The 18668-nt window shown below is 71.5% G+C and carries 13 protein-coding genes; 7 read left to right on the forward strand and 6 right to left on the reverse strand.

What is annotated here, in order from left to right:
- The first annotated feature begins 8 nt into the window (after nucleotides 1-8).
- Nucleotides 9-875 (forward strand): phosphotransferase enzyme family protein, encoded by an 867-nt coding sequence (locus tag ACNPQM_RS13875; protein ID WP_366694333.1) that lies wholly within the window; start codon nucleotides 9-11, stop codon nucleotides 873-875.
- A 352-nt stretch (nucleotides 876-1227) separates the two neighbouring features.
- On the opposite strand, the gene ACNPQM_RS13880 is transcribed toward ACNPQM_RS13875, so the two are convergent.
- Nucleotides 1228-1956 carry a 3'-5' exonuclease gene (locus ACNPQM_RS13880; protein WP_358856470.1) on the reverse strand — a complete coding sequence of 243 codons (729 nt, stop codon included), beginning with the start codon at nucleotides 1954-1956 and terminating at the stop codon, nucleotides 1228-1230.
- Nucleotides 1957-2059: 103 nt separating this feature from the next.
- The gene (locus ACNPQM_RS13885; protein ID WP_366690455.1) at nucleotides 2060-3292 is read right to left on the reverse strand and encodes an SAV2148 family HEPN domain-containing protein; all 1233 of its coding nucleotides are present in this window, start codon (nucleotides 3290-3292) and stop codon (nucleotides 2060-2062) included.
- A 506-nt stretch (nucleotides 3293-3798) separates the two neighbouring features.
- Here ACNPQM_RS13885 and glgX point away from each other — a divergent pair.
- On the forward strand, nucleotides 3799-5952 hold the full coding sequence (gene glgX / locus ACNPQM_RS13890) for a glycogen debranching protein GlgX (protein ID WP_358856468.1): 2154 nt from the start codon (nucleotides 3799-3801) through the stop codon (nucleotides 5950-5952).
- A 97-nt stretch (nucleotides 5953-6049) separates the two neighbouring features.
- Nucleotides 6050-8425 carry a malto-oligosyltrehalose synthase gene (gene treY / locus ACNPQM_RS13895; RefSeq protein WP_418084220.1) on the forward strand — a complete coding sequence of 792 codons (2376 nt, stop codon included), beginning with the start codon at nucleotides 6050-6052 and terminating at the stop codon, nucleotides 8423-8425.
- Nucleotides 8426-8627: 202 nt separating this feature from the next.
- On the opposite strand, the gene ACNPQM_RS13900 is transcribed toward treY, so the two are convergent.
- Nucleotides 8628-9632, reverse strand: coding sequence for a cytochrome P450 (locus ACNPQM_RS13900; RefSeq protein WP_418084243.1), 1005 nt, complete (start codon nucleotides 9630-9632; stop codon nucleotides 8628-8630).
- A 317-nt stretch (nucleotides 9633-9949) separates the two neighbouring features.
- Nucleotides 9950-10543, reverse strand: coding sequence for a DUF1707 and FHA domain-containing protein (locus ACNPQM_RS13905; protein WP_358856465.1), 594 nt, complete (start codon nucleotides 10541-10543; stop codon nucleotides 9950-9952).
- 182 nt (nucleotides 10544-10725) lie between these two features.
- Between ACNPQM_RS13905 and ACNPQM_RS13910 the strand changes: the two genes are divergently transcribed.
- Nucleotides 10726-11679 carry a GNAT family N-acetyltransferase gene (locus tag ACNPQM_RS13910; RefSeq protein ID WP_418084221.1) on the forward strand — a complete coding sequence of 318 codons (954 nt, stop codon included), beginning with the start codon at nucleotides 10726-10728 and terminating at the stop codon, nucleotides 11677-11679.
- 214 nt (nucleotides 11680-11893) lie between these two features.
- Nucleotides 11894-12805 carry a GNAT family N-acetyltransferase gene (locus ACNPQM_RS13915; protein WP_418084244.1) on the forward strand — a complete coding sequence of 304 codons (912 nt, stop codon included), beginning with the start codon at nucleotides 11894-11896 and terminating at the stop codon, nucleotides 12803-12805.
- On the opposite strand, the gene ACNPQM_RS13920 is transcribed toward ACNPQM_RS13915, so the two are convergent.
- Complete coding sequence (locus ACNPQM_RS13920; RefSeq protein WP_418084222.1) at nucleotides 12777-13907, reverse strand: alpha-L-fucosidase; 1131 nt, start codon at nucleotides 13905-13907, stop codon at nucleotides 12777-12779. The two genes, ACNPQM_RS13915 and ACNPQM_RS13920, sit on opposite strands and share 29 nt — an antisense overlap.
- Before the next feature lie 110 nt (nucleotides 13908-14017).
- On the opposite strand from ACNPQM_RS13920, the gene ACNPQM_RS13925 reads away from it, so the two are divergent.
- On the forward strand, nucleotides 14018-15244 hold the full coding sequence (locus ACNPQM_RS13925; RefSeq protein WP_418084223.1) for an MFS transporter: 1227 nt from the start codon (nucleotides 14018-14020) through the stop codon (nucleotides 15242-15244).
- Nucleotides 15245-15249: 5 nt separating this feature from the next.
- Here ACNPQM_RS13925 and ACNPQM_RS13930 read toward each other — a convergent pair whose 3' ends face one another.
- A complete protein-coding gene (locus ACNPQM_RS13930; RefSeq protein WP_358856462.1) occupies nucleotides 15250-16620 on the reverse strand; it encodes a GH1 family beta-glucosidase in 1371 nt (456 codons plus the stop codon).
- Nucleotides 16621-16777: 157 nt separating this feature from the next.
- Here ACNPQM_RS13930 and treZ point away from each other — a divergent pair, with 157 nt between their 5' ends.
- Entirely contained in the window at nucleotides 16778-18538 is a 1761-nt protein-coding gene (gene treZ, locus ACNPQM_RS13935; protein ID WP_358856461.1) for a malto-oligosyltrehalose trehalohydrolase, read from the forward strand.
- Nucleotides 18539-18668 lie beyond the last annotated feature (130 nt).

Raw genomic sequence — 18668 nt, forward strand, 5'->3', positions numbered from 1 at the left:
TCGGATCCATGAACGAGATGCGTGCGCGCGAGGTACTGACCGCTGCCGGACTGTCCGACGGCGCTGAGCTGCTCGCGCTGGGTGAGAACGCGGTGTTCGCCGTCGGCGGCCTGGTGGTCAAGGTCGGCCGGAACGCCGTGCAGAATCCGGAACTGCTGGCCCGGGCCGAGCGCGAGGTGGCTGTCGCAGAGTGGCTCGCCGGATCGTCGGTCCCCGCGGTGCGGGCGGCTGAACCGAAGGCGCGGCTGGTCGAGGGGCATCCGGTGACGGTCTGGCACCGGCTCCCCGACGCGGTACGTGCCGCCCAGCCGCGGGATCTGGCGCAGCTGCTCACCCTGGTCCACGCACTGCCCGCGCCGGAGGGCTTCACGCTGCCCCGGCGTGAGCTGCTCGGCGGGGTGGAGCGGTGGCTGCGGCTCGCAGGCGACGCGATCGATCCGGCCGACGCACAGTATCTGCGGGAACGGCGGGACGGATTCGCGGCGGCGGCTGCGGCGTTGGTACCGCATCTGGTGCCGGGGCCGATCCACGGAGACGCGCTGCCGCGCAATGTCCATGTCGGTCCGGACGGACCGGTGCTGGTGGACCTGGAGACGTTCTCCACGGATCTGCGCGAGCACGATCTGGTGGTGCTGGCGCTGTCCCGGGACCGGTACGGGCTGGCGGCGGAGGCGTACGACGGATTCACGGACGCCTACGGGTGGGACGTGCGTGAGTGGGACGGGTGTGCGGTGTTGCGGGGGGCCCGGGAGACGGCAAGTTGCGCGTGGGTCGCGCAGCATGCGCCGGGAAATCCGGCGGCGCTGGCGGAGTTCCGACGCAGGGTCGCGTCCTTGCGCGACGAGGCCCCCGAGGTGCGGTGGTATCCGTTCTAGGGCGTGTTTCGAAGGTAGCGTCGTGCGCCCGTAGGGCGGGCCGGGCGGCGTCTGGTGCGTGCGATCGCAAGGCGGAGGGTCGCCCCGATACCGGTCGTATCGGGGCGAGCCCGACAACGCGGCGAGCGTGCGTGCCAGGCGTCGCCCGGCAGGCGGGACTTTCGAAACACGCCCTAAGAGTGTGCCGGGAGCGTCCGGCGGCCGCTCAAGCGCCGGACGGGCTGGTGCGGGCGCGCTCACGCCGGACACCGGGGCCGCGGTTCCGTCCTCGCACGCCGGACGGGCGTGAGTGGGGAGGCGGGCTTGATGTGTGCGGGCGTGCTCGCCCTGCCCCGGGCACCGGGGCGCGCGTTCAGGTGGTGACCTGGGCCGGTTCGCGTACGGGCCAATGGGGATCGATCACCGCGTCCGCGGTGCCCTTGCGGCGCAGGAAGGACTGGAAGTCCGCTGCCCAGTCCGCGTACCACGTGACCTGGCGCTCGTGGAGTTCGCTCGCCGTCAGTGCGGCGACCGAGCCGTGGCGTGCGGCTATCGCGTACGCCACCCGTACCGCCGCCAGCGCGTCCGCGCTCGCGTCATGCGCACCGCCGTGCACCACTCCGTACTCGACGCAGACCGCCTCCAGGGTCCGCTTGCCCTTACGGTAGCGGTCGACCGCCCGGTCGATCGTGTACGGGTCGACGACCGGACCGATCCCGCGACCGCCGAGCCGGTCGCTCAGGGACGGCAGCCCGTGCCGGCGCAACTCCGCCGTCAGCAGCGTCAGGTCGAAGGCGGCGTTGTACGCGACGACCGGCACCCCCTGGCGCCAGTAGCCCGTGAGCGTCTCGGCGATCTCGTCCGCCACCTCGCGCACCGGCCGGCCCTCCGCCGCTGCCCGCTCGCTGCTGATGCCATGGATCGCCGAGGCCTGCGCGGGAATCCGGATCCCCGGATCCGCCAGCCAGGTACGCTGCCGCACCGGCTCCCCGTCCCTGCCTGCGACGCCGACGACCGCGGCCGTCACGATCCGGGCCTCCAGCGGCTCCGTGCCCGTCGTCTCCAGGTCGAAGCCGACCAGCGCCTCCCGGTGCCAGCTCATCCCGTACCTCCTTCGTGGTGCTCTCCCCCAGGTGATGACCACCCTGCCATGCACCACTGACAACACGTGCGACAGGTGACGTGCAGGCGGGCGGGGCGAGGGCTCAGGAGACCGGCCGGGAGTCCGTCCACACGGACTCGAACTCCTCGCGGTACGTCTCGAAGAGCCCGTTCTCGTTGTCCTGACCCGCCCGGACCACCGCCCGGCCCCCGCCTCTCAGCACCAGCACCGGCGCCTCCATGCCGCGTGCGCGCCGCAGATAGGGCTGGACGACACCCACCGCGTCAGCCCCGTCGCCGTCCACCAGATAGGCCGTGAAGCGCGGCGTCTCGTCGAAGACGTGGATCTCGAACGCGCCCGGATCACGGAGTTTGGAGCGGACCCGGCGCATGTGGAGGATGTTCATCTCGACCGACCGGCTCAGCTCGCCCTTCTTCAGACCGAGTTCCCGCTCACGCCGCTTGACCGCGCTGCTGGCCGGGTTGATGAACAGCAGCCGGATCCGGCAGCCCGATTCGGCGAGCCGGACCAGCCGGCGGCCGGAGAAGTTCTGCACCAGCAGATTGAGGCCTATGCCGATCGCGTCGAGGCGGCGCGAACCGCCGAAAAGGTCCTCGGCGGGCAGCTGGCGCTGCAGCCGGACCCGGTCGGAGTGGACGGAGACCACATCCGCGTACCGGTCACCGACCAGTTCCTCGACGGCGTCGACCGGCAGCCGGTCGGCGGACGGCATCGCGGCGCCGCTGCCCAGGATCTCCAGGAGGCGCGCCGAGGCACGCTCGGCCTGGGCGAGGACCGCCTCGTTCAGCGCACGGTTGCGGGAGACGACATTGCGGGCGACCTCCAGTTCGTCGAGTGCCAGCTCGACATCGCGCCGGTCGTCGAAGTACGGCTCGAAGCAGGGCCAGTGCTGGACCATCAGCTCCCGCAGCTGCGGAAGTGTGAGGAAGCTGAGCACGTTGTCGTCGGCCGGGTCGAGCAGATAGCCCTTGCGGCGGGAGACCTCGCGCACGGCGACGGCGCGTTGCACCCATTCCTGTCCGGCGGGCCCCGCGGCGGCCACCACCCAGTCCTCGCCGTGCACCGGCTCGTAGATCGGCCGCAGCACCGCGGCGACCACGGAGCGCAGCCGCTGTTCCACGAGATTCAGCCAGATATAGGCACGCCCGGCTCGCTGGGCCCTGGTCCGGACCTCGCTCCAGGCTTCCGCGCCCCAGCCCAGTTCGGCACCGATCTCCATGGGCTGCGCAAGCGATACCGCCCCCGGCGGGGCGTCGACGGATTCCCCCTCGTGACCTGGGTCACCCGGGGGAAGCTCGAACCCTCCCGAGCTCAACCGCGCACCGCCTTCCGCTCCCCCACCAACGATCAAGGAAGGGTACTCCGGGAGCGGGAGCCGGTGCAGCCGGATGGACAGGCTCCTTTCTCAACTCCCCCAGTTGCCGGGCGCGTTCCCTGCGGCAAGTTCTGCCGTAGTGAGCTGATTCATAGTGATTGAGCACCCTGTCAAGGGCCGCATTCCGGACGTGCGCCCCGGTCAGGTTCTCGGACTCCGGTTCCGGGCGACACGGAGAGGCCCGATGTTGACCGGTCCGGCGGACGTGGCCGACCGGACCGGTCAACATCCCGATGCCCCTCCCGGCACGCCCTGCCCCGTCGCACCGCACGGCACGCCCGCCCGCCGCGTCGGCCACAAGCCCTGGTGGCTCCTTCGTTAAGACCGACCGGCACATGGGAGGCGGCGTTGCGGGGCCGGGTCCGGGGCACTCTTTCGGGGAAGATCTGGCCGGGTCGGTCCCCAGTGCCCCCAGCACCCGGAGCAGAAGTGGAAGAGTCATATCTATGCAGGTCTGGCCGGGACAGGCGTATCCCCTCGGTGCCACGTACGACGGCGTCGGCACCAACTTCGCGGTCTTCTCCGAGGCCGCCGACCGAATCGAGTTGTGCCTGCTGCACGACGACGGATCCGAGACGGCGGTGGAGCTGAGGGAGACCGATGCCTTCGTCCGCCATGCCTATCTGCCCGGGGTGATGCCCGGTCAGCGGTACGGATTCCGGGTGCACGGGCCGTACGAACCGCAGCGCGGAGCCCGCTGCAACTCCGCGAAACTGCTCCTCGACCCGTACGCGCGGGCGGTCTCCGGGCAGATCCGGTGGGGCGAGGCGGTGTACGGCTATCCGTTCGGCCGGCCCGACGCGCGCAACGATCTGGACTCGGCGCCGCACACCATGAGCTCGGTGGTGGTCAATCCGTACTTCGACTGGGGTGACGACCGGCGCCCCCGTACGGACTACCACCGCACGGTAATCTACGAGGCCCATGTGAAGGGTCTGACAATGCTCCATCCGGGGCTGCCGAAGGAACTGCGGGGTACGTACGCGGCGCTGGCGCATCCGGAGGTCATCGCGCATCTGACGGAGCTCGGGGTCACGGCGATCGAGCTGATGCCGGTGCACCAGTTCGTCCAGGACCACCGGCTGGTGGACGCGGGGCTCGCCAACTACTGGGGCTACAACACCATCGGTTTTTTCGCCCCGCACAACGCGTATGCCTCCCGCGGCGACCGCGGAGAACAGGTGAGCGAGTTCAAGCAGGCCGTACGGGCGCTGCACCAGGCGGGCGTCGAGGTCATCCTCGACGTGGTGTACAACCACACCGCGGAGGGCAACCACCTGGGACCGACACTGTCCTTCCGAGGCCTCGACAACGCCTCGTACTACCGCCTCGCGGACGATCAGCAGTACTACATGGACACCACGGGGACCGGGAACTCGCTGCTGATGAGGTCCCCGCACGTGCTGCAGCTGATCATGGACTCGCTGCGGTACTGGGTGACCGAGATGCATGTGGACGGCTTCCGCTTCGATCTCGCGGCCACGCTGGCCCGGCAGTTCCACGAGGTGGACCGGCTGTCGTCGTTCTTCGACCTGGTGCAGCAGGACCCGGTGGTCAGCCAGGTGAAGCTGATCGCCGAGCCGTGGGACGTGGGCGAGGGCGGCTACCAGGTGGGCAACTTCCCGCCGCTGTGGACCGAGTGGAACGGCAAGTACCGGGACACGGTCCGAGACCTGTGGCGGGGTGAGCCGCGGACCCTCGCCGAGTTCGCGGGGCGCCTGACGGGGTCCTCGGACCTGTACCAGGACGACGGCCGGCGCCCCCTCGCCTCGATCAACTTCGCCACCTGCCACGACGGCTTCACGCTGCATGACCTGGTCTCGTACAACGACAAGCACAACGACGCGAACGGCGAGGACAACCAGGACGGCGAGAGCCATAACCGGTCGTGGAACTGCGGCGTGGAGGGCCAGACGGACCAGCCGGAGGTGCTGGAGCTGCGCGAGCGGCAGATGCGGAACTTCGTCGCCACGCTGATGCTGTCCCAGGGGGTGCCGATGCTGAGTCACGGCGACGAGTTCGCGCGGACACAGCACGGCAACAACAACGCGTACTGCCAGGACAGCGAGCTGTCGTGGGTGCACTGGCCGGAGCCTCGCAAAGCCGCTGCGGAGGACGAGGAGGGGGACGGCCCGGAGCCCCGCAGCAGCCTGCTGGAATTCACCCGGGCGATGGTCTGGCTCCGCCGCGACCACCCGGTCTTCCGGCGCCGCCGGTTCTTCCACGGGCGGCCGGTGGAGGGCACGCACGACGAGCTGACGGACATCGCCTGGTTCACGCCCGAGGGCAGTGAGATGACACAGCGGGACTGGCAGGCGGCGCACGCCAAGGCGCTGACGGTCTTCCTGAACGGGCACGCCATCTCGGAGCCGGGCCCGCGGGGCGAGCGGATCTCCGACGATTCGTTCCTGCTGATGTTCAATGCGAGCGCCGACACGCTGGAGTTCGCCGTTCCGGTGAACCACGGCCGACAGTGGTCGATGGTGGTCGACACGGCCCGCCCGGAGGGGGTTCAGCCGGGAGGGGGCCCGAAGGTGTCTGCGGGCGACCGGGTGACGCTGGTGGGGCGGAGCATGGCGGTGCTGCAGCGGCCGGCGTAGCCGTCGGAGCAGCACGCCCACGGAGCCGACCCCTCGTCCGGATGGATCGGCCGGATGCCGTGTCACAGTCGGCTTCAGGCTGGGTACGTACGTTCGCATGACGCCCACCGCCACGTACCGGCTCCAGCTCCAGCCGGACTTCCCGTTCTCGGCCGCCGGGCACGCGGTGCCGTATCTCGCCGCCCTCGGCGTCTCCCATCTGCACCTGTCGCCGGTGCTCGAAGCCGTGCCCGGCTCCAGACACGGCTACGACGTGGTCGACCACAGCCGTGTCCGGGCCGAGCTCGGAGGTGAGGCGGGGCTGCGGCAGCTGGCGGCCACGGCGCAGGAGCACGGACTCGGGCTGGTGCTGGACATCGTGCCGAACCACATGGCCGCCGCCCCGCGCCACAACCGGGCCCTGTGGGAGGTCCTCCGCGAGGGCCCGGACTCGCCGTACGCCCGCTGGTTCGACATCGACTGGGCGGCGGGCGACGGGCGAGTGCTGCTGCCGGTGCTCGCCCGACGGATCGGCGACGAGATGGAACGGTTCCAGGTGGACGGGGAGGTGCTGCGCCACGGCGAGCAGGAGTTCCCGCTCCGGGCCGGTACCGCTGGTCTTCCGCTGCCGAAGCTGCTGGACGCCCAGCACTACCGGCTCGGCTGGTGGCGGCTGGCCCGTACCGAGCAGAACTACCGGCGGTTCTTCACCATCTCGGACCTCATCGGGGTCCGGGTGGAGGACCCCGAGGTGTTCGCGGTCACCCACGGCAAGATCCTCGAACTGGTCCGGGACGGTGTCGTCGACGGACTGCGCATCGACCATCCCGACGGGCTCGCCGACCCAGCCGGCTATCTGGAGCGGCTCGACGAGGCAACCGGCGGGCGGTGGACGGTCGTGGAGAAGATCCTCACCGGTACCGAGCCGCTGCCCGCGGGCTGGGCCGTCGCGGGGACGACGGGGTACGACGCGCTGCACCGGATCGACGGGCTGTTCACCGATCCGATGGGCGCCACCGAGCTGCTCGGCCGGTACCGGGAGTTCGCCGGCCCGGCCGGGGACCGCGGCGGCTACTGGTCGACGACGGTCCGCCGGGCCGCGTACCGGGTGGTGACGCATGAACTGGCCGCGGAGACCGCCCTGCTGACCCGCCTCGCCGTACGCATCTGCGCCGAGGACCCCGCGCTGCGCGACCACGCCCCGTGGGCGCTGCGCACCGCCGTCGAAGAACTGCTCGTCCGCGTCCCGGTCTACCGCCCGTACGTCACGGCTGGCGGGCCCTGCACCGCGGCGGCGGAGGCGGCGCTGCCGGACACTGCCGTACGGGACGCCAGGGCGTTGTTCTCCGTGGCCGAGGAGGCGGCGGCCGTCGATGTGGTGCGGGACCTGGCGCTGGGGCGGCTCGGTGACGGGCCGGACCGGGCGGCATTCTGCGCCCGGTTCGCGCAGACCGCGTCGGCGCTGCGGGCCAAGTCGGTCGAGGACACGGCCTTCTACCGGTACGTGCCGCTGATCTCGGCGACCGAGGTGGGCGGTGATCCCGGGCGCCCCGCGGTGGCTCCGGAGGAGTTCCATGCCTTCTGCACCCGGCTGGCGCGCGACTGGCCCGCCACCGGCACCGTGCTGACCACGCACGACACCAAGCGAAGCGCGGATGTGCGGGCCCGGATCGCGGTCCTGTCGGAGTGTCCGCAGCAGTGGTCCCAGCTGCTGACGGAGCTGGCGCGGGCAGCCCCGAACGCGGTCGCGCCCGATCCGCAGCTGGCCTGGCAGGCCTGGCAGACGGCGTTCGGCTGCGCGGGGCTGCCCGCCGACGAGATGGCGGGCCGTCTCGAACCCGCGCTGTTGAAAGCCGTACGGGAAGCGGGCCTGTTCACCAGCTGGACGGAGCCCGATCAGGTCTACGAACGAGCGGTGTCGGACTTCGTCGCGGCCGGTCCCGCCGCCGGCACCGGGCCGGCACGGGAGGCGTTGCAGCGGTTTGCGGCCTCCCTCGAACCCTTCACCCGGGCCAACACGCTCGGAGCGGCCCTGGTGCAGCTGACGATGCCAGGGGTGCCGGACCTGTACCAGGGGACGGAGCAGGAGTACGTGGCACTGGTCGACCCGGACAACCGGCAGCCGTTCCGCCGGCCGCCCGAGGACGGTCCCGTCAGCGAGAAGACAGCGCTCACGGTGGCGGCTCTGCGACTGCGGCGGAATCGGCCGGAACTCTTCGGCGAGTCGGGGACATACACCCCGCTGACCGCGCAGGGCCCGGCGGCCGCGCACTGTCTGGCCTTCTGCCGCTCCGGGGAGGTCGTCACGGCGGTGACCAGGCTGTCGCTGCGGCTGGCCGGGGCGGGCGGCTGGCGCGGGACGACGCTGGCGCTTCCGGGCGACGGACCGTGGACCGATCTGCTCACGCCGGGACGGGAATTCCCGGGCGGTCCGGTCGCGGTGGACACGCTGTTCGCCGAACGACCGGTGGCGCTGCTCCGTGCCTGTCGTTGAATCCCGGGCGGACCGGTCCCGGGGCCTGAAGGCTGTCCCGTAATCCCTGGCGGGCGCACGGCGACAGCTACGGCACCTCGCTGCGTTGTCGGAACGCTCGAATACGCCCGGTATGAGGACGTCCCTCCGCCTTGCGATGCACCGCATCTGACGCCGCGCGCTGATCCACCAAGGATTACGGGACAGCCTTTAGGACCGGCACTCAGCCGGATCGTACGAGGAGGGTCCGCGGGCCGCGGGTGAGCAGTCCGGAACTGGACGGACGGAATCCGTCCGCCCAGCGGAGCCGGGGCATGGCGTCGAGCAGGGCCCGTACCCCCTGTTCGGCCTCCAGCCGCCCGAGCGGGACAGCCGGACAGGACTCCGGTCCTGCGCTGGACCGGCTCTGATCGGTCCGGAAGGGGTCGAAGAGATCGGGGGCGGCGTACCGCTCAGGGTCGCGGCCCGCCGCACCGATCAGACAGGCGACGGGCGCCCCGGCGGGGAGCGTGCCGCCGCTGACCCGTACCTCGGCAACGGTGCGGCGCAGCACGACCTGCACGGGCGGGTCGCGGCGCAGCGACTCGGTCCAGGCGCGGTGGGCGAGGGCGGGTTCGATACGCAGGGCGGCCAGGAAGTCGGGGGCGTCCAGCAGATTGGCGAGGAGGGAGGCGAGCGCCGTCTCACGGAGGCCGGTCCGGCTGATGCAGGGGGTGATGGGGTGACCGGGCGGCTGCGCCGGCTCCTGGGAGATTCCGGGGGCAGCGCCCACGGGCAGCCAGCGGCAGAACTCATCGACAAGATCGGCCTGTTGTCGCCCCGCGATGCGGTGTGCGAGGACGTAGGCGGTCCGTTCGACGCGTTCGGAGAGGTGGCGGGGCACGGTCGCTGTCGGCCTGGCGATGTCCTGCGGCCGGGGCAGGCAGAGCCTGCTGCCGTGGCAGAGCCCGCGCGGCGCGGGGCCGCCGCGGGGCTCGCCGTCGTGCGGGAAGCCGGTGAACCGCGGGTCGGTGAGGGCGGTCGACACATCGGCGTGCCGGCTGAGCAGCCAGGCGCCGAGGGGGGCGTCGTAGCTGAGCGGGTACTCCTCGCGCAGCACGCGGTAGAGCCGGTACGGATCGTGCGCGGCGCCGGGCGCGAGCAGGCTGGGGCCGGTGCCGGGCCGGGCGGCACGACGACCCGGGTCCGAGGCGGGCGGGGGTATGCCGTCGGGCGTGTCGGCCTGCATCCTCGCCCCCCGGGGTCGGTGCACCGCTGCGCGGCGCGGATGAACCAAGGGGACCACGGCGGAGCGCTCAGCGCCGTGGAGGTACGGCCGTTCGGGTGAGGGGGCCGTCGCGCGCAGCAGCTCCGCGACCGCCGCCGTGGCCCGCGTCAGCTGCACCCGGGAGAGTCAGCTGATCGTCGGGTGGGCGTGGACGCGGAACGTCCGACGTGGCCCGCCCCGCGTCCACGCCCACCCGGCACTCTTCGAAGCGGTCGGCGAGGACTCGCTCACCCTGGTCGGACGCGGCCTCCACCAACGGGCGTGATCCACGTCCCGGCTCAGGCCGGACGCCCGGGAAGCCCCGGCGCCCCGGGCGGTTTGGGTGCGGGCGCGGAAAGCCGGAAGGTGATCCGGCCGAAGCTCACCTGGTCCCCGTCGCGCACCGACACCGCACCGGTCACCCGCTGCCCGTTCACACACGTGCCGTTGGTCGAGCCGAGGTCGCGCAGGATCCAGCGGCCGCCCTGCACAGTGAGTTCGGCATGCTTGCGCGAGACGGTCTCATGGGTGAGCCGCAGTCCGTTCGCCGGGTCGCGGCCGATGAAAACGGGGTACGGGCTCGGGGCGGGCAGCAGCAGCTTCGGCAGCCGCTCGGCCTGCCAGGCCCTGCGTACCCGGGCCGGGAACCCGGACACCTCGCCGACCACTCGGAACAGCCCCTGCGTCCAGCGGCCTTCGCTCCGCAGGTCGGCGGTGAGTGCCGCCAGCTCCTCCGGGCGGCGGGCGGCCAGGGCCAGTTCCATGCGCCGTACGAACGTGTCGTGGGAGAGCCGACCCTGCGCGGCGCCTTCTCTGAGCACACCGAGAACACGGTCGCGCTGAGCGTCGGACACCCGCGCGGGATACGTGTGGAACTCGAAGGACGACGTCACAGGTTCAATTGTCGGGGCGACCGCCCAGGAGTGTCCAGAACAATCCCGCTGGCCGCCCGTCTGATCAGCGCGGAACGGACCGGCCCGATATTCGCGGTGGTGTCCGGGGAACGTTGCTACTGTCTGCCGCCGCGTGCCGTGCGGTGCTCACCGCACGGCTGGACGCGTCCCAAGGAGACTCTGTGACCGCTGTACCCGCGGCCCTGACCGTCCGTCCGCTCACCGGGCCGGACGAACTGGACCTCTTCTGCCGTCTGTCGTACGTCCTCGACCACGAACTGGCCGACGACCTCGCGACGGGCCGCCGCCGCCCCGAGTGGATGTGGGTGGCGCTGCGCGGAGACCGCGTGGTCGCCCGCGTCGCCTGGTGGAGCCAGGGCGGGGACATACCCCTCGCGCTCGACTTCTTCGACCTCGACGACACACTGCCCGAGCCCGAGCGCACCGAGACGGGTCTGCGGCTGCTGCGGGCGGCAGCGGCTGCCGTCCTGCCCACCGGTGTTCCGCGTCCCGAGTACGGTCGTTTCGTACCCCCGGCCTGGCGCGAGGACCCGGTGGTCCGCGATCTCGTCGAGGCACGGATCCGGGTGATGGAGCGCACCGGTGCGCGGATGCTCGTCGAGCGGCTGCGCCTGGAGTGGCGGGCCGGTACACCGGTGCCCGCCGACAGCGGCCGGCTGCGGTTCCGCCCGGTGACCGGGCGCGAGGATCTCCTCGCGCTGATGACGCCGGTGATGGAGGGCACGCTCGACGCGCACGGCCAGGAGGACCTGGCGTCCGGGCTGTCCGCCCGTGAGGCGGCGGAGAAGCATTACGACGAGGAGCTCGGCGCGTACAAGACCCCGCGCGAGTGGTGGCGCATCGCCGAACTCCCGGGCGGCGAGCCGGTCGGGTTCGTGATCCCGGCCCGCAACAGCTACAACCCGATCATCGCGTACATCGGCGTGCTGCCCGCGCAGCGTGGTCACGGCTACATCGACGACCTGCTCGCCGAGGGCACCCGGGTGCTCGCCGCGCAGGACGGGGTGGAACGGATCCGGGCGGCGACGGACCTCGGCAATGTGCCGATGGCGAAGTCGTTCGCGCGCCTGGGGTACGTCAATTTCGAGCGCGCGTTCAACATGACCTGGGACTGACGACCTGATCCACTTTCTGTCGTGCACCAGGTCGTAATTGGGTGGACTGGCCACCGCAGGACCGGTTACGGTGGCCACCCGCCCGAAGATCGAGGAAGGAGGCGAGAACAGTGCGTACGAGTACCACTTCATTCCCGCGCTCCCGTCCCGTTCGCCGGGCGGTTTCGGTTTCGGTCTGACCGGGAGCGCATCGCTTCTTCCGGAGGACTCTTCCATGACCGATCTGGTCATCCGCGCGCTCACCGAGAGCGACGCACAGCTTTTCCGCACCCTGCCCGACCGCGGCCTCGTCGGCCGCGCCGCCTTCGGGCACAGCTATGCCACCGTGCGCGAGGGCGGTGAGTACCGCCCCGAGTGGACCTGGATCGCCGAACGCGACGGTGTCGTGGTGGCCAGGGCCGCCTGGTGGTCGGGGCCCGAGGACACCGCACCCGTGACGCTCAACTGGTTCGACTTCGCCGACGGCGAGGACCAGGCGGGCACCGAACTGCTGCGGCAGTCACCGCTGTACGCCGAGTACGAGCTGATCCTGCCCGCCGGCTGGCGGGATCGGCCCGATGTCGCGGCCGCCGCCAAGGCCAGGATCGCCGCCGCCCGCGCGGCCGGGATGGAGCTGCTGGTCGAGCGGTACCGGTACGAGTGGACGCCGGAGTGCGGGCTGCCCGAGCGGCCCGGCCGGCTCACCTTCCGGCCGGAGCCGGACGACGCGGTGATCCTCGACGTGCTGCGCCGGGTCCACTCCATCACGCTGGACGCGCACGCCCGCCGGGCCATCGAGGGACCCGGCGGACTGGAGCAGGCGGCGCAGGAGGAGCTCGACTTCTTCCACTGGTGCCCCTCGCCGCGCTCCTGGTGGCAGCTGGCGTACACGCCCGAGGGCGAGGTGGCCGGACTCCATGTGCCCGCCCGTAACCCGGGCGGGCCGTGCATCGGCTTCATCGGGGTCGTACCCGAGCAGCGGGGCCACGGCTACGGGTACGACCTGCTCGTCGAGTGCACGCACTTCCTGGCCGCCGAGGGCGCCGAGTTCATCGCGGGCGCCACCGATCAGGGCAATGCGCCGATGGCGGCCGCGTTCGCCCGGGCGGGCCATCCGGTCAGTCAGGAACGCATCCATCTGGTGTGAGGTTCGGGGTGAGCTCCGCCAGCCAGTCCAGGCGGAGCTGCTGCTCGGCGGGGATGGTCGCATCCTCGCCGCGCGGCCCCACATTGAGCAGCAGATTGCCGCCCGCGGCCGCGGTCTCCGTGACCAGTGAGGTCAGCTTGGGGCGGCTGAGGAAGGCGTCCGGTGGGGAGTTCCGGTTGTAGCCGAAGCTGTGGTCGATGCCCCGGGTGATCTCGTACGGGTCCGGGCCGGTGTAGCGGGCGAACTCGGGCGTGCGGAAGTCGTAGTACGGGGGCTTGCGCGGCACGAACCCCTCTCCCTGCGCGATCGTGCGGCGCTCCCACCGGTCGTACAGGGCCTTGGCGCCCGGCAGGTGGAGGGCGCGCCACATCGGCGCGTAGGGGAACAGCCGGTCGTTGACGACGCCGTGCGGGACGGTGAAGCGGAAGTACTCGATGAGCCGCTGGACGTCGGTGCGCGAGCCGGGCCAGGCGATGTCGTTCCACAGGATGTCGGGCCGGTAGCGGCGTATCAGTTCGCGCATCTGGGCGTCGGCGTACGCGGGGTAGTCGCCGCGCGGCACGGCGGAGACGGTGTCCGCGCCGGTGCCGATGGGCCGGTCGTCGAAGGTCCAGTCGAGCCCGCCGGAGTAGTAGACGCCGAACCGCAGCCCTTCGGCGCGGACCGCTTCGGCGAACTCGCCGACCACGTCGCGGGGGGTGTGCCAGCCGGTGCGGTGCGGGTTGCGGACCTCGGAGGGCCAGAGGCAGAACCCGTCGTGGTGCTTGGTGACGAGGACGGCGTAGCGGGCGCCGGCAGCGCGGAAACTGCGGGCCCAGGCCGCCGGGTCCCAGCCGTCCAGGCCGTCGTTGAAGTCGTTGCCGAAGTCGGTGTAGGGCCGGGTGCCGTAGGTCGCCCGGTGGTAGGCGGAGACGGGGCTGCCGGGAAAGCGGAGCGCGTTCTCGTACCACTCGGCGTACGAGGTCCAGCCGAGTGGCGTCCGGCGGCCGGCGAGGGGCAGCTCGTCGGCGGGAACGTACGGCGGGGCCCAGCCCGGTACGGACGCGGGTGTCCAGTGCACAAAGATCCCCAGCTGGGCCTGGGACCACCATGAAGCAACCATGGCGCGAAGTATTGATCATTGAGGGGGCCGTTCGTAAGATCCGGGCACCCCCCCGGCCTGATCCGAAGGAGAGGCCCTGCGGGTACCACCGAGCTGATGGCGAGCGGCCGATGACCGTGGAGGACACCCGCACGGAACCGCAGTCCCGGGTGGGCGGCGGCTGGATCAGTGGTCTGGTGCTGGCCAACCTGGGTCTGTACATGGCCTTCCTCACCCCGATCCAGGTGCTGCTCGCCGAGCAGATCGACGATCTGACCTCGTCCGGCAAGGAGGTCGCGCTCGGCTGGGCTACCGGCGTCGGGGCGCTGGTCGCCGTGGTCGCCAACCCGCTCGCGGGTGCGCTGTCGGACCGGACGGGCGGCAGGTTCGGCCGCCGCCGCCCGTGGATCGTGGGTGGTGCGCTGGTCGGCGCGGCCGGTCTGGTGGTGACGGCGGCACAGGCGACGGTCGTCGGGGTGGCACTCGGCTGGTGTCTCGCGCAGCTGGGGCTGAACGCGATGCTGGCGGGCACGAACGCGGTGGTGCCGGACCAGGTGCCGGTGCGGCAGCGGGCGGCGGTTTCGGGGTACATCGGGATACCGCAGACGCTGGGGCTGGTTCTCGGGGCGCTCCTGGTGTCGGTGGTGGTGACCGGGATCGGTGGCGGATATCTGCTGCTGGCGGGGCTGGTGGTGCTGTGCGCGCTTCCGTTCGTCCTGCTGACCCGCGATCCGGATCCGACGGGAGCGCCGATGGCCGCGGTACGGCTGAAGGACTTCTGGGTGAGTCCGCGGCTGCATCCGGACTTCGGCTGGGCGTGGCTGACCCGGTTCCTGGTCCAGCTGGGCAATGCGATCGGCACGCTCTATCTGCTGTATTTCCTGAAGGACGCGGTGCACTACCCGGATCCGGACCTGGGTGTGCTGTACCTGACGCTGCTGTACACCGGTGGTGTGGTGGTGACGGCGGTGGCGGGCGGGATCGTCTCGGACCGGCTGGGCAAGCGGAAGATGATGGTCAGCGCGTGTTCGATGGTGATGGCGGCCGGGTCGCTACTGCTGACGTTCTGGCACACCTGGTCGGCGGCGATGGGTGCGGCCGTGCTGCTCGGGCTGGGCTACGGGATCTATGTGGCGGTCGACCAGGCGCTGATCACCCAGGTCCTGCCGGCGGCCGAGGACCGGGCGAAGGACCTGGGGGTCATCAACATCGCCAACTCCGCGCCCCAGGTGCTCGGTCCGGCGCTGGCCGCGCCGATCGTGGCGTACGCGGGGGGCTATGCGGGGCTGTATCTGGCGTCCACCGCGGTGACGGTGGTGGGTGGGGTGCTGGTGTGGCGGATCCGGTCGGTCGGCTGATCCGGTCAGCCGGCTGACTCCGCGGTGCCGGCCGCCTTCTGGCTGCGGATGACGTCGCGGTACCAGGCGTAGGACTCCTTGGGCGTCCGGCGCAGCGTCTCGTAGTCGATGTGGACGAGCCCGAAGCGCTTGCTGGCGCCCTCGATCCACTCGACGTTGTCGGTCAACGACCAGGTGAAGTACCCACGGACGTCGACGCCTTGGTCGATCGCCGTGCGCAGCGCGCCCAAGTGGCCCTCGAGGAAGGCGATCCGGCGGGTGTCGGTGACGGCCTCGTCGACGGCGCAGCCGTTCTCGGTGATGTAGAGCGGCGGAAGCCGGTCGCCGTAGCGGTCACGCAGCTGGACGAGGGTCTCGCGCAGTCCGTCGGGGACGACGGGCCAGCCGAAGTCGGTCGTCTCGTACCCCTCGATCCCGCGGATGCCGAAGGGGAGTTCGGCGGGCATCTCGAAGCCGGAGAAGGTGTCGAGGGCCTCCGCCCTGGGGGCCCCGACGAGGGTGGGGCTGTAGTAGTTGACCCCGTACCAGTCGAGTGGGGTGGAGATCGTCCGGAGGTCGTCCTCGACGGGTCCCGGCATCAGCGCGGCGATGTTCGCGTCGGGGTAGCGCCCGGCGAGGATCGGATCGGCGAACATCCAGTTGGTGATCGTGTCGTACAACTCGGCCCCGAGACGGTCCTCTTCGGAGTCGCCCGCGGTCCAGACGGGGGTGTGCGAGACGGCGATGCCGATGTTGGTGGCGCCCGCGCCCCGGAGCGCGCGGACGCCGAGCCCGTGGGCGAGGAGCTGGTGGTGGGCGGCGGGCAGGGCGTCGAAGAGGAGGGTGCGGCCGGGGGCGTGCTCGCCGAGTGCGTAGCCGAGCATGGTGACTTCGGCGGGTTCGTTGATGGTGATCCACATGGGTACGCGGTCGGCGAGCCGTTCGGCGACGATGCCCGCGTACTCGGCGAAGCGGTAGGCGGTGTCCCGGTTGAGCCAGCCGCCCGCCTCGTCGAGCGGCAGCGGGGTGTCCCAGTGGTAGAGGGTGGGGGCGGGGGTGATGCCGTGGGCGCAGAGCTCGTCGACGAGCCGGTCGTAGAAGTCGAGCCCGGCCGGGTTGACGGGTCCGCTGCCGTCCGGCACCACGCGCGGCCAGCTGACGGAGAACCGGAAGGCGTCGGCGCCGAGGCCGGCCAGCAGGGCGACGTCCTCGCGGTAGTGCTCGTGGAAGCCGGTGCCGCGGGTGGTGTCGGTGCCGTCCTTGATCCGTCCCGGCTGGGCGGCGAAGGCGTCCCAGCCGGAGGGGCCCTTGCCGTCGGTGTCGGCTGCTCCTTCGGTCTGGAAGGCGGAGGCGGAGGCTCCCCAGAGGAATCCCGGCGGGAACGTCGGCACGGTCATCTCGGCCTCCAGCAGCCGTACGAATGAGCAGAACCTGGCAGGGCAATGATCAGAACCAGACCTTAATCGCCAGTAACGGGCTCGATCCAGTGTCGTGGGCCGATGATCCCGACTTCTGCCGACCATGGGGCCGGAACGAGGAGACGAGGAGCGACGCATGCTGTTCGAGGTATGGGCACCGGAGGCGGATTCGGTCGGTCTGCGGCTGACGGGCGAGCTGCGGCCGATGGAGCGCGACCCGGCACGGACGGGCTGGTGGACAGCCGATGCGGAGGCCGCGGACGGGGACCGGTACGGCTTCGTCCTCGACAACGGCCCCGTGCTGCCCGATCCGCGCTCGCGCCGCCAGCCGGACGGCCCGGACGGCGAGAGCGCCGTCGTCGACCAGGAGGCGTACGCCTGGCGCACCGAGTGGGCGGGCAGGGGACTGTCGGGCGCCGTCCTGTACGAGCTGCACGTCGGCACATACACCGAGGAGGGCACCTTCGACGCCGCCGCGGCGCGGCTGCCGCACCTCGCCGAGCTCGGCGTCACCCATGTGTCGCTGATGCCCGTCTGCCCATTCCCCGGCAGGCACGGGTGGGGCTACGAAGGGGTGTCGCTGTGGGCCGTGCACGAACCGTACGGCGGCCCCGACGGGCTGAAGCGCTTTGTCGACACGGCGCACGGGCTCGGTCTTGCGGTGGTCCTCGACGTGGTCCACAACCACCTGGGACCGTCCGGCAACCACCTGCCCGCCTTCGGCCCGTACTTCACCGAGACCCACCACACGCCGTGGGGCGCCGCGGTCAACCTCGACGCCGCGGGATCGGACGAGGTCCGCGCGTATCTGCTGGGCAGCGCGCTCGACTGGCTGCGCGACTACCGGCTCGACGGACTGCGGCTCGACGCGGTCCACGCCCTCGCCGACACCCGGGCACTGACCTTCCTGGAGGAGCTGTCCGCAGCGGTCGACGCGCTCGCCGCGGAGCTCGGCCGTCCGCTGCCGCTGATCGCCGAGTCGGACCTCTGCGACCCGCGTACGACCACGCCGCGCGCGGCGGGCGGCATCGGGCTGCACGCGCAGTGGAACGACGACTTCCACCACGCTCTGCACACGGCGCTGACCGGCGAGTCCCAGGGCTACTACGCCGATTTCGCCGCCGCCCCACTGACCGCCCTCGCCAAGACCGTGACCAGCGCCTTCTTCCACAACGGCACGTACTCCGGCTTCCGCGGCCGCACCCACGGCCGCCCCGTCGACATCGCCCGCACCGCGGCCACCCGCTTCGTCGGCTATGCGCAGACCCATGACCAGATCGGCAACCGGGCACTCGGCGACCGGCTCTCCGCCTCCCTCTCCCCCGGGCTGCTGGCCTGCGCGGCGGCGCTGGTGCTGACCGGCCCGTTCACCCCGATGCTGTTCATGGGCGAGGAGTGGGGAGCCCGTACCCCCTGGCAGTTCTTCACCGACCACACCGACCCGGCGCTCGCGGAGGCGGTACGCAGCGGCAGGCGCCGGGAGTTCGCGGCGCACGGCTGGGCGGCGGACGACATCCCGGACCCGCAGGACCCGGCCACCCGCGACCGCTCCTGTCTGGACTGGACCGAACCGGAACGCGAGCCGCACGCCCGCATCCAGGCCTGGTACCGCGAACTGATCGCATTGCGCCGCTCCATGCCCGACCTGTCCGACCCGGATCTGGCATCGGTGAAGACGGCCTTCGACGAGCAGGCGCGCTGGCTGGCCTGTCGCAGGGGCGATCTGCGGATCGCGGTCAACCTCGACGAGAAGCCGGCCACGATCCCGCTCGGCGTCGGGCGGAACCGGAACAGCGGAGGCAGGGTGCTGGCCGCCTGGGAGCCGGTGGAGACGCCGGGCGCGGACGGGCTGCTGCATCTGCCGCCCGAGTCGTGCGTGGTGCTCGCCGACGACTGAGGGGCCGCGGAAGCGGGTGGCACCCTCATCTGCACCGTCGGAGGGTGCCCGACCGCTGCCGTACGACGTACCGGCCGGGAGACGGGAGCCGGGAACCTCGACCTGGGAGGACTTCCTCTTTACGGCTCAT

Source organism: Streptomyces sp. NPDC056231 (assembly GCF_048270745.1).
Taxonomy (GTDB): domain Bacteria; phylum Actinomycetota; class Actinomycetes; order Streptomycetales; family Streptomycetaceae; genus Streptomyces.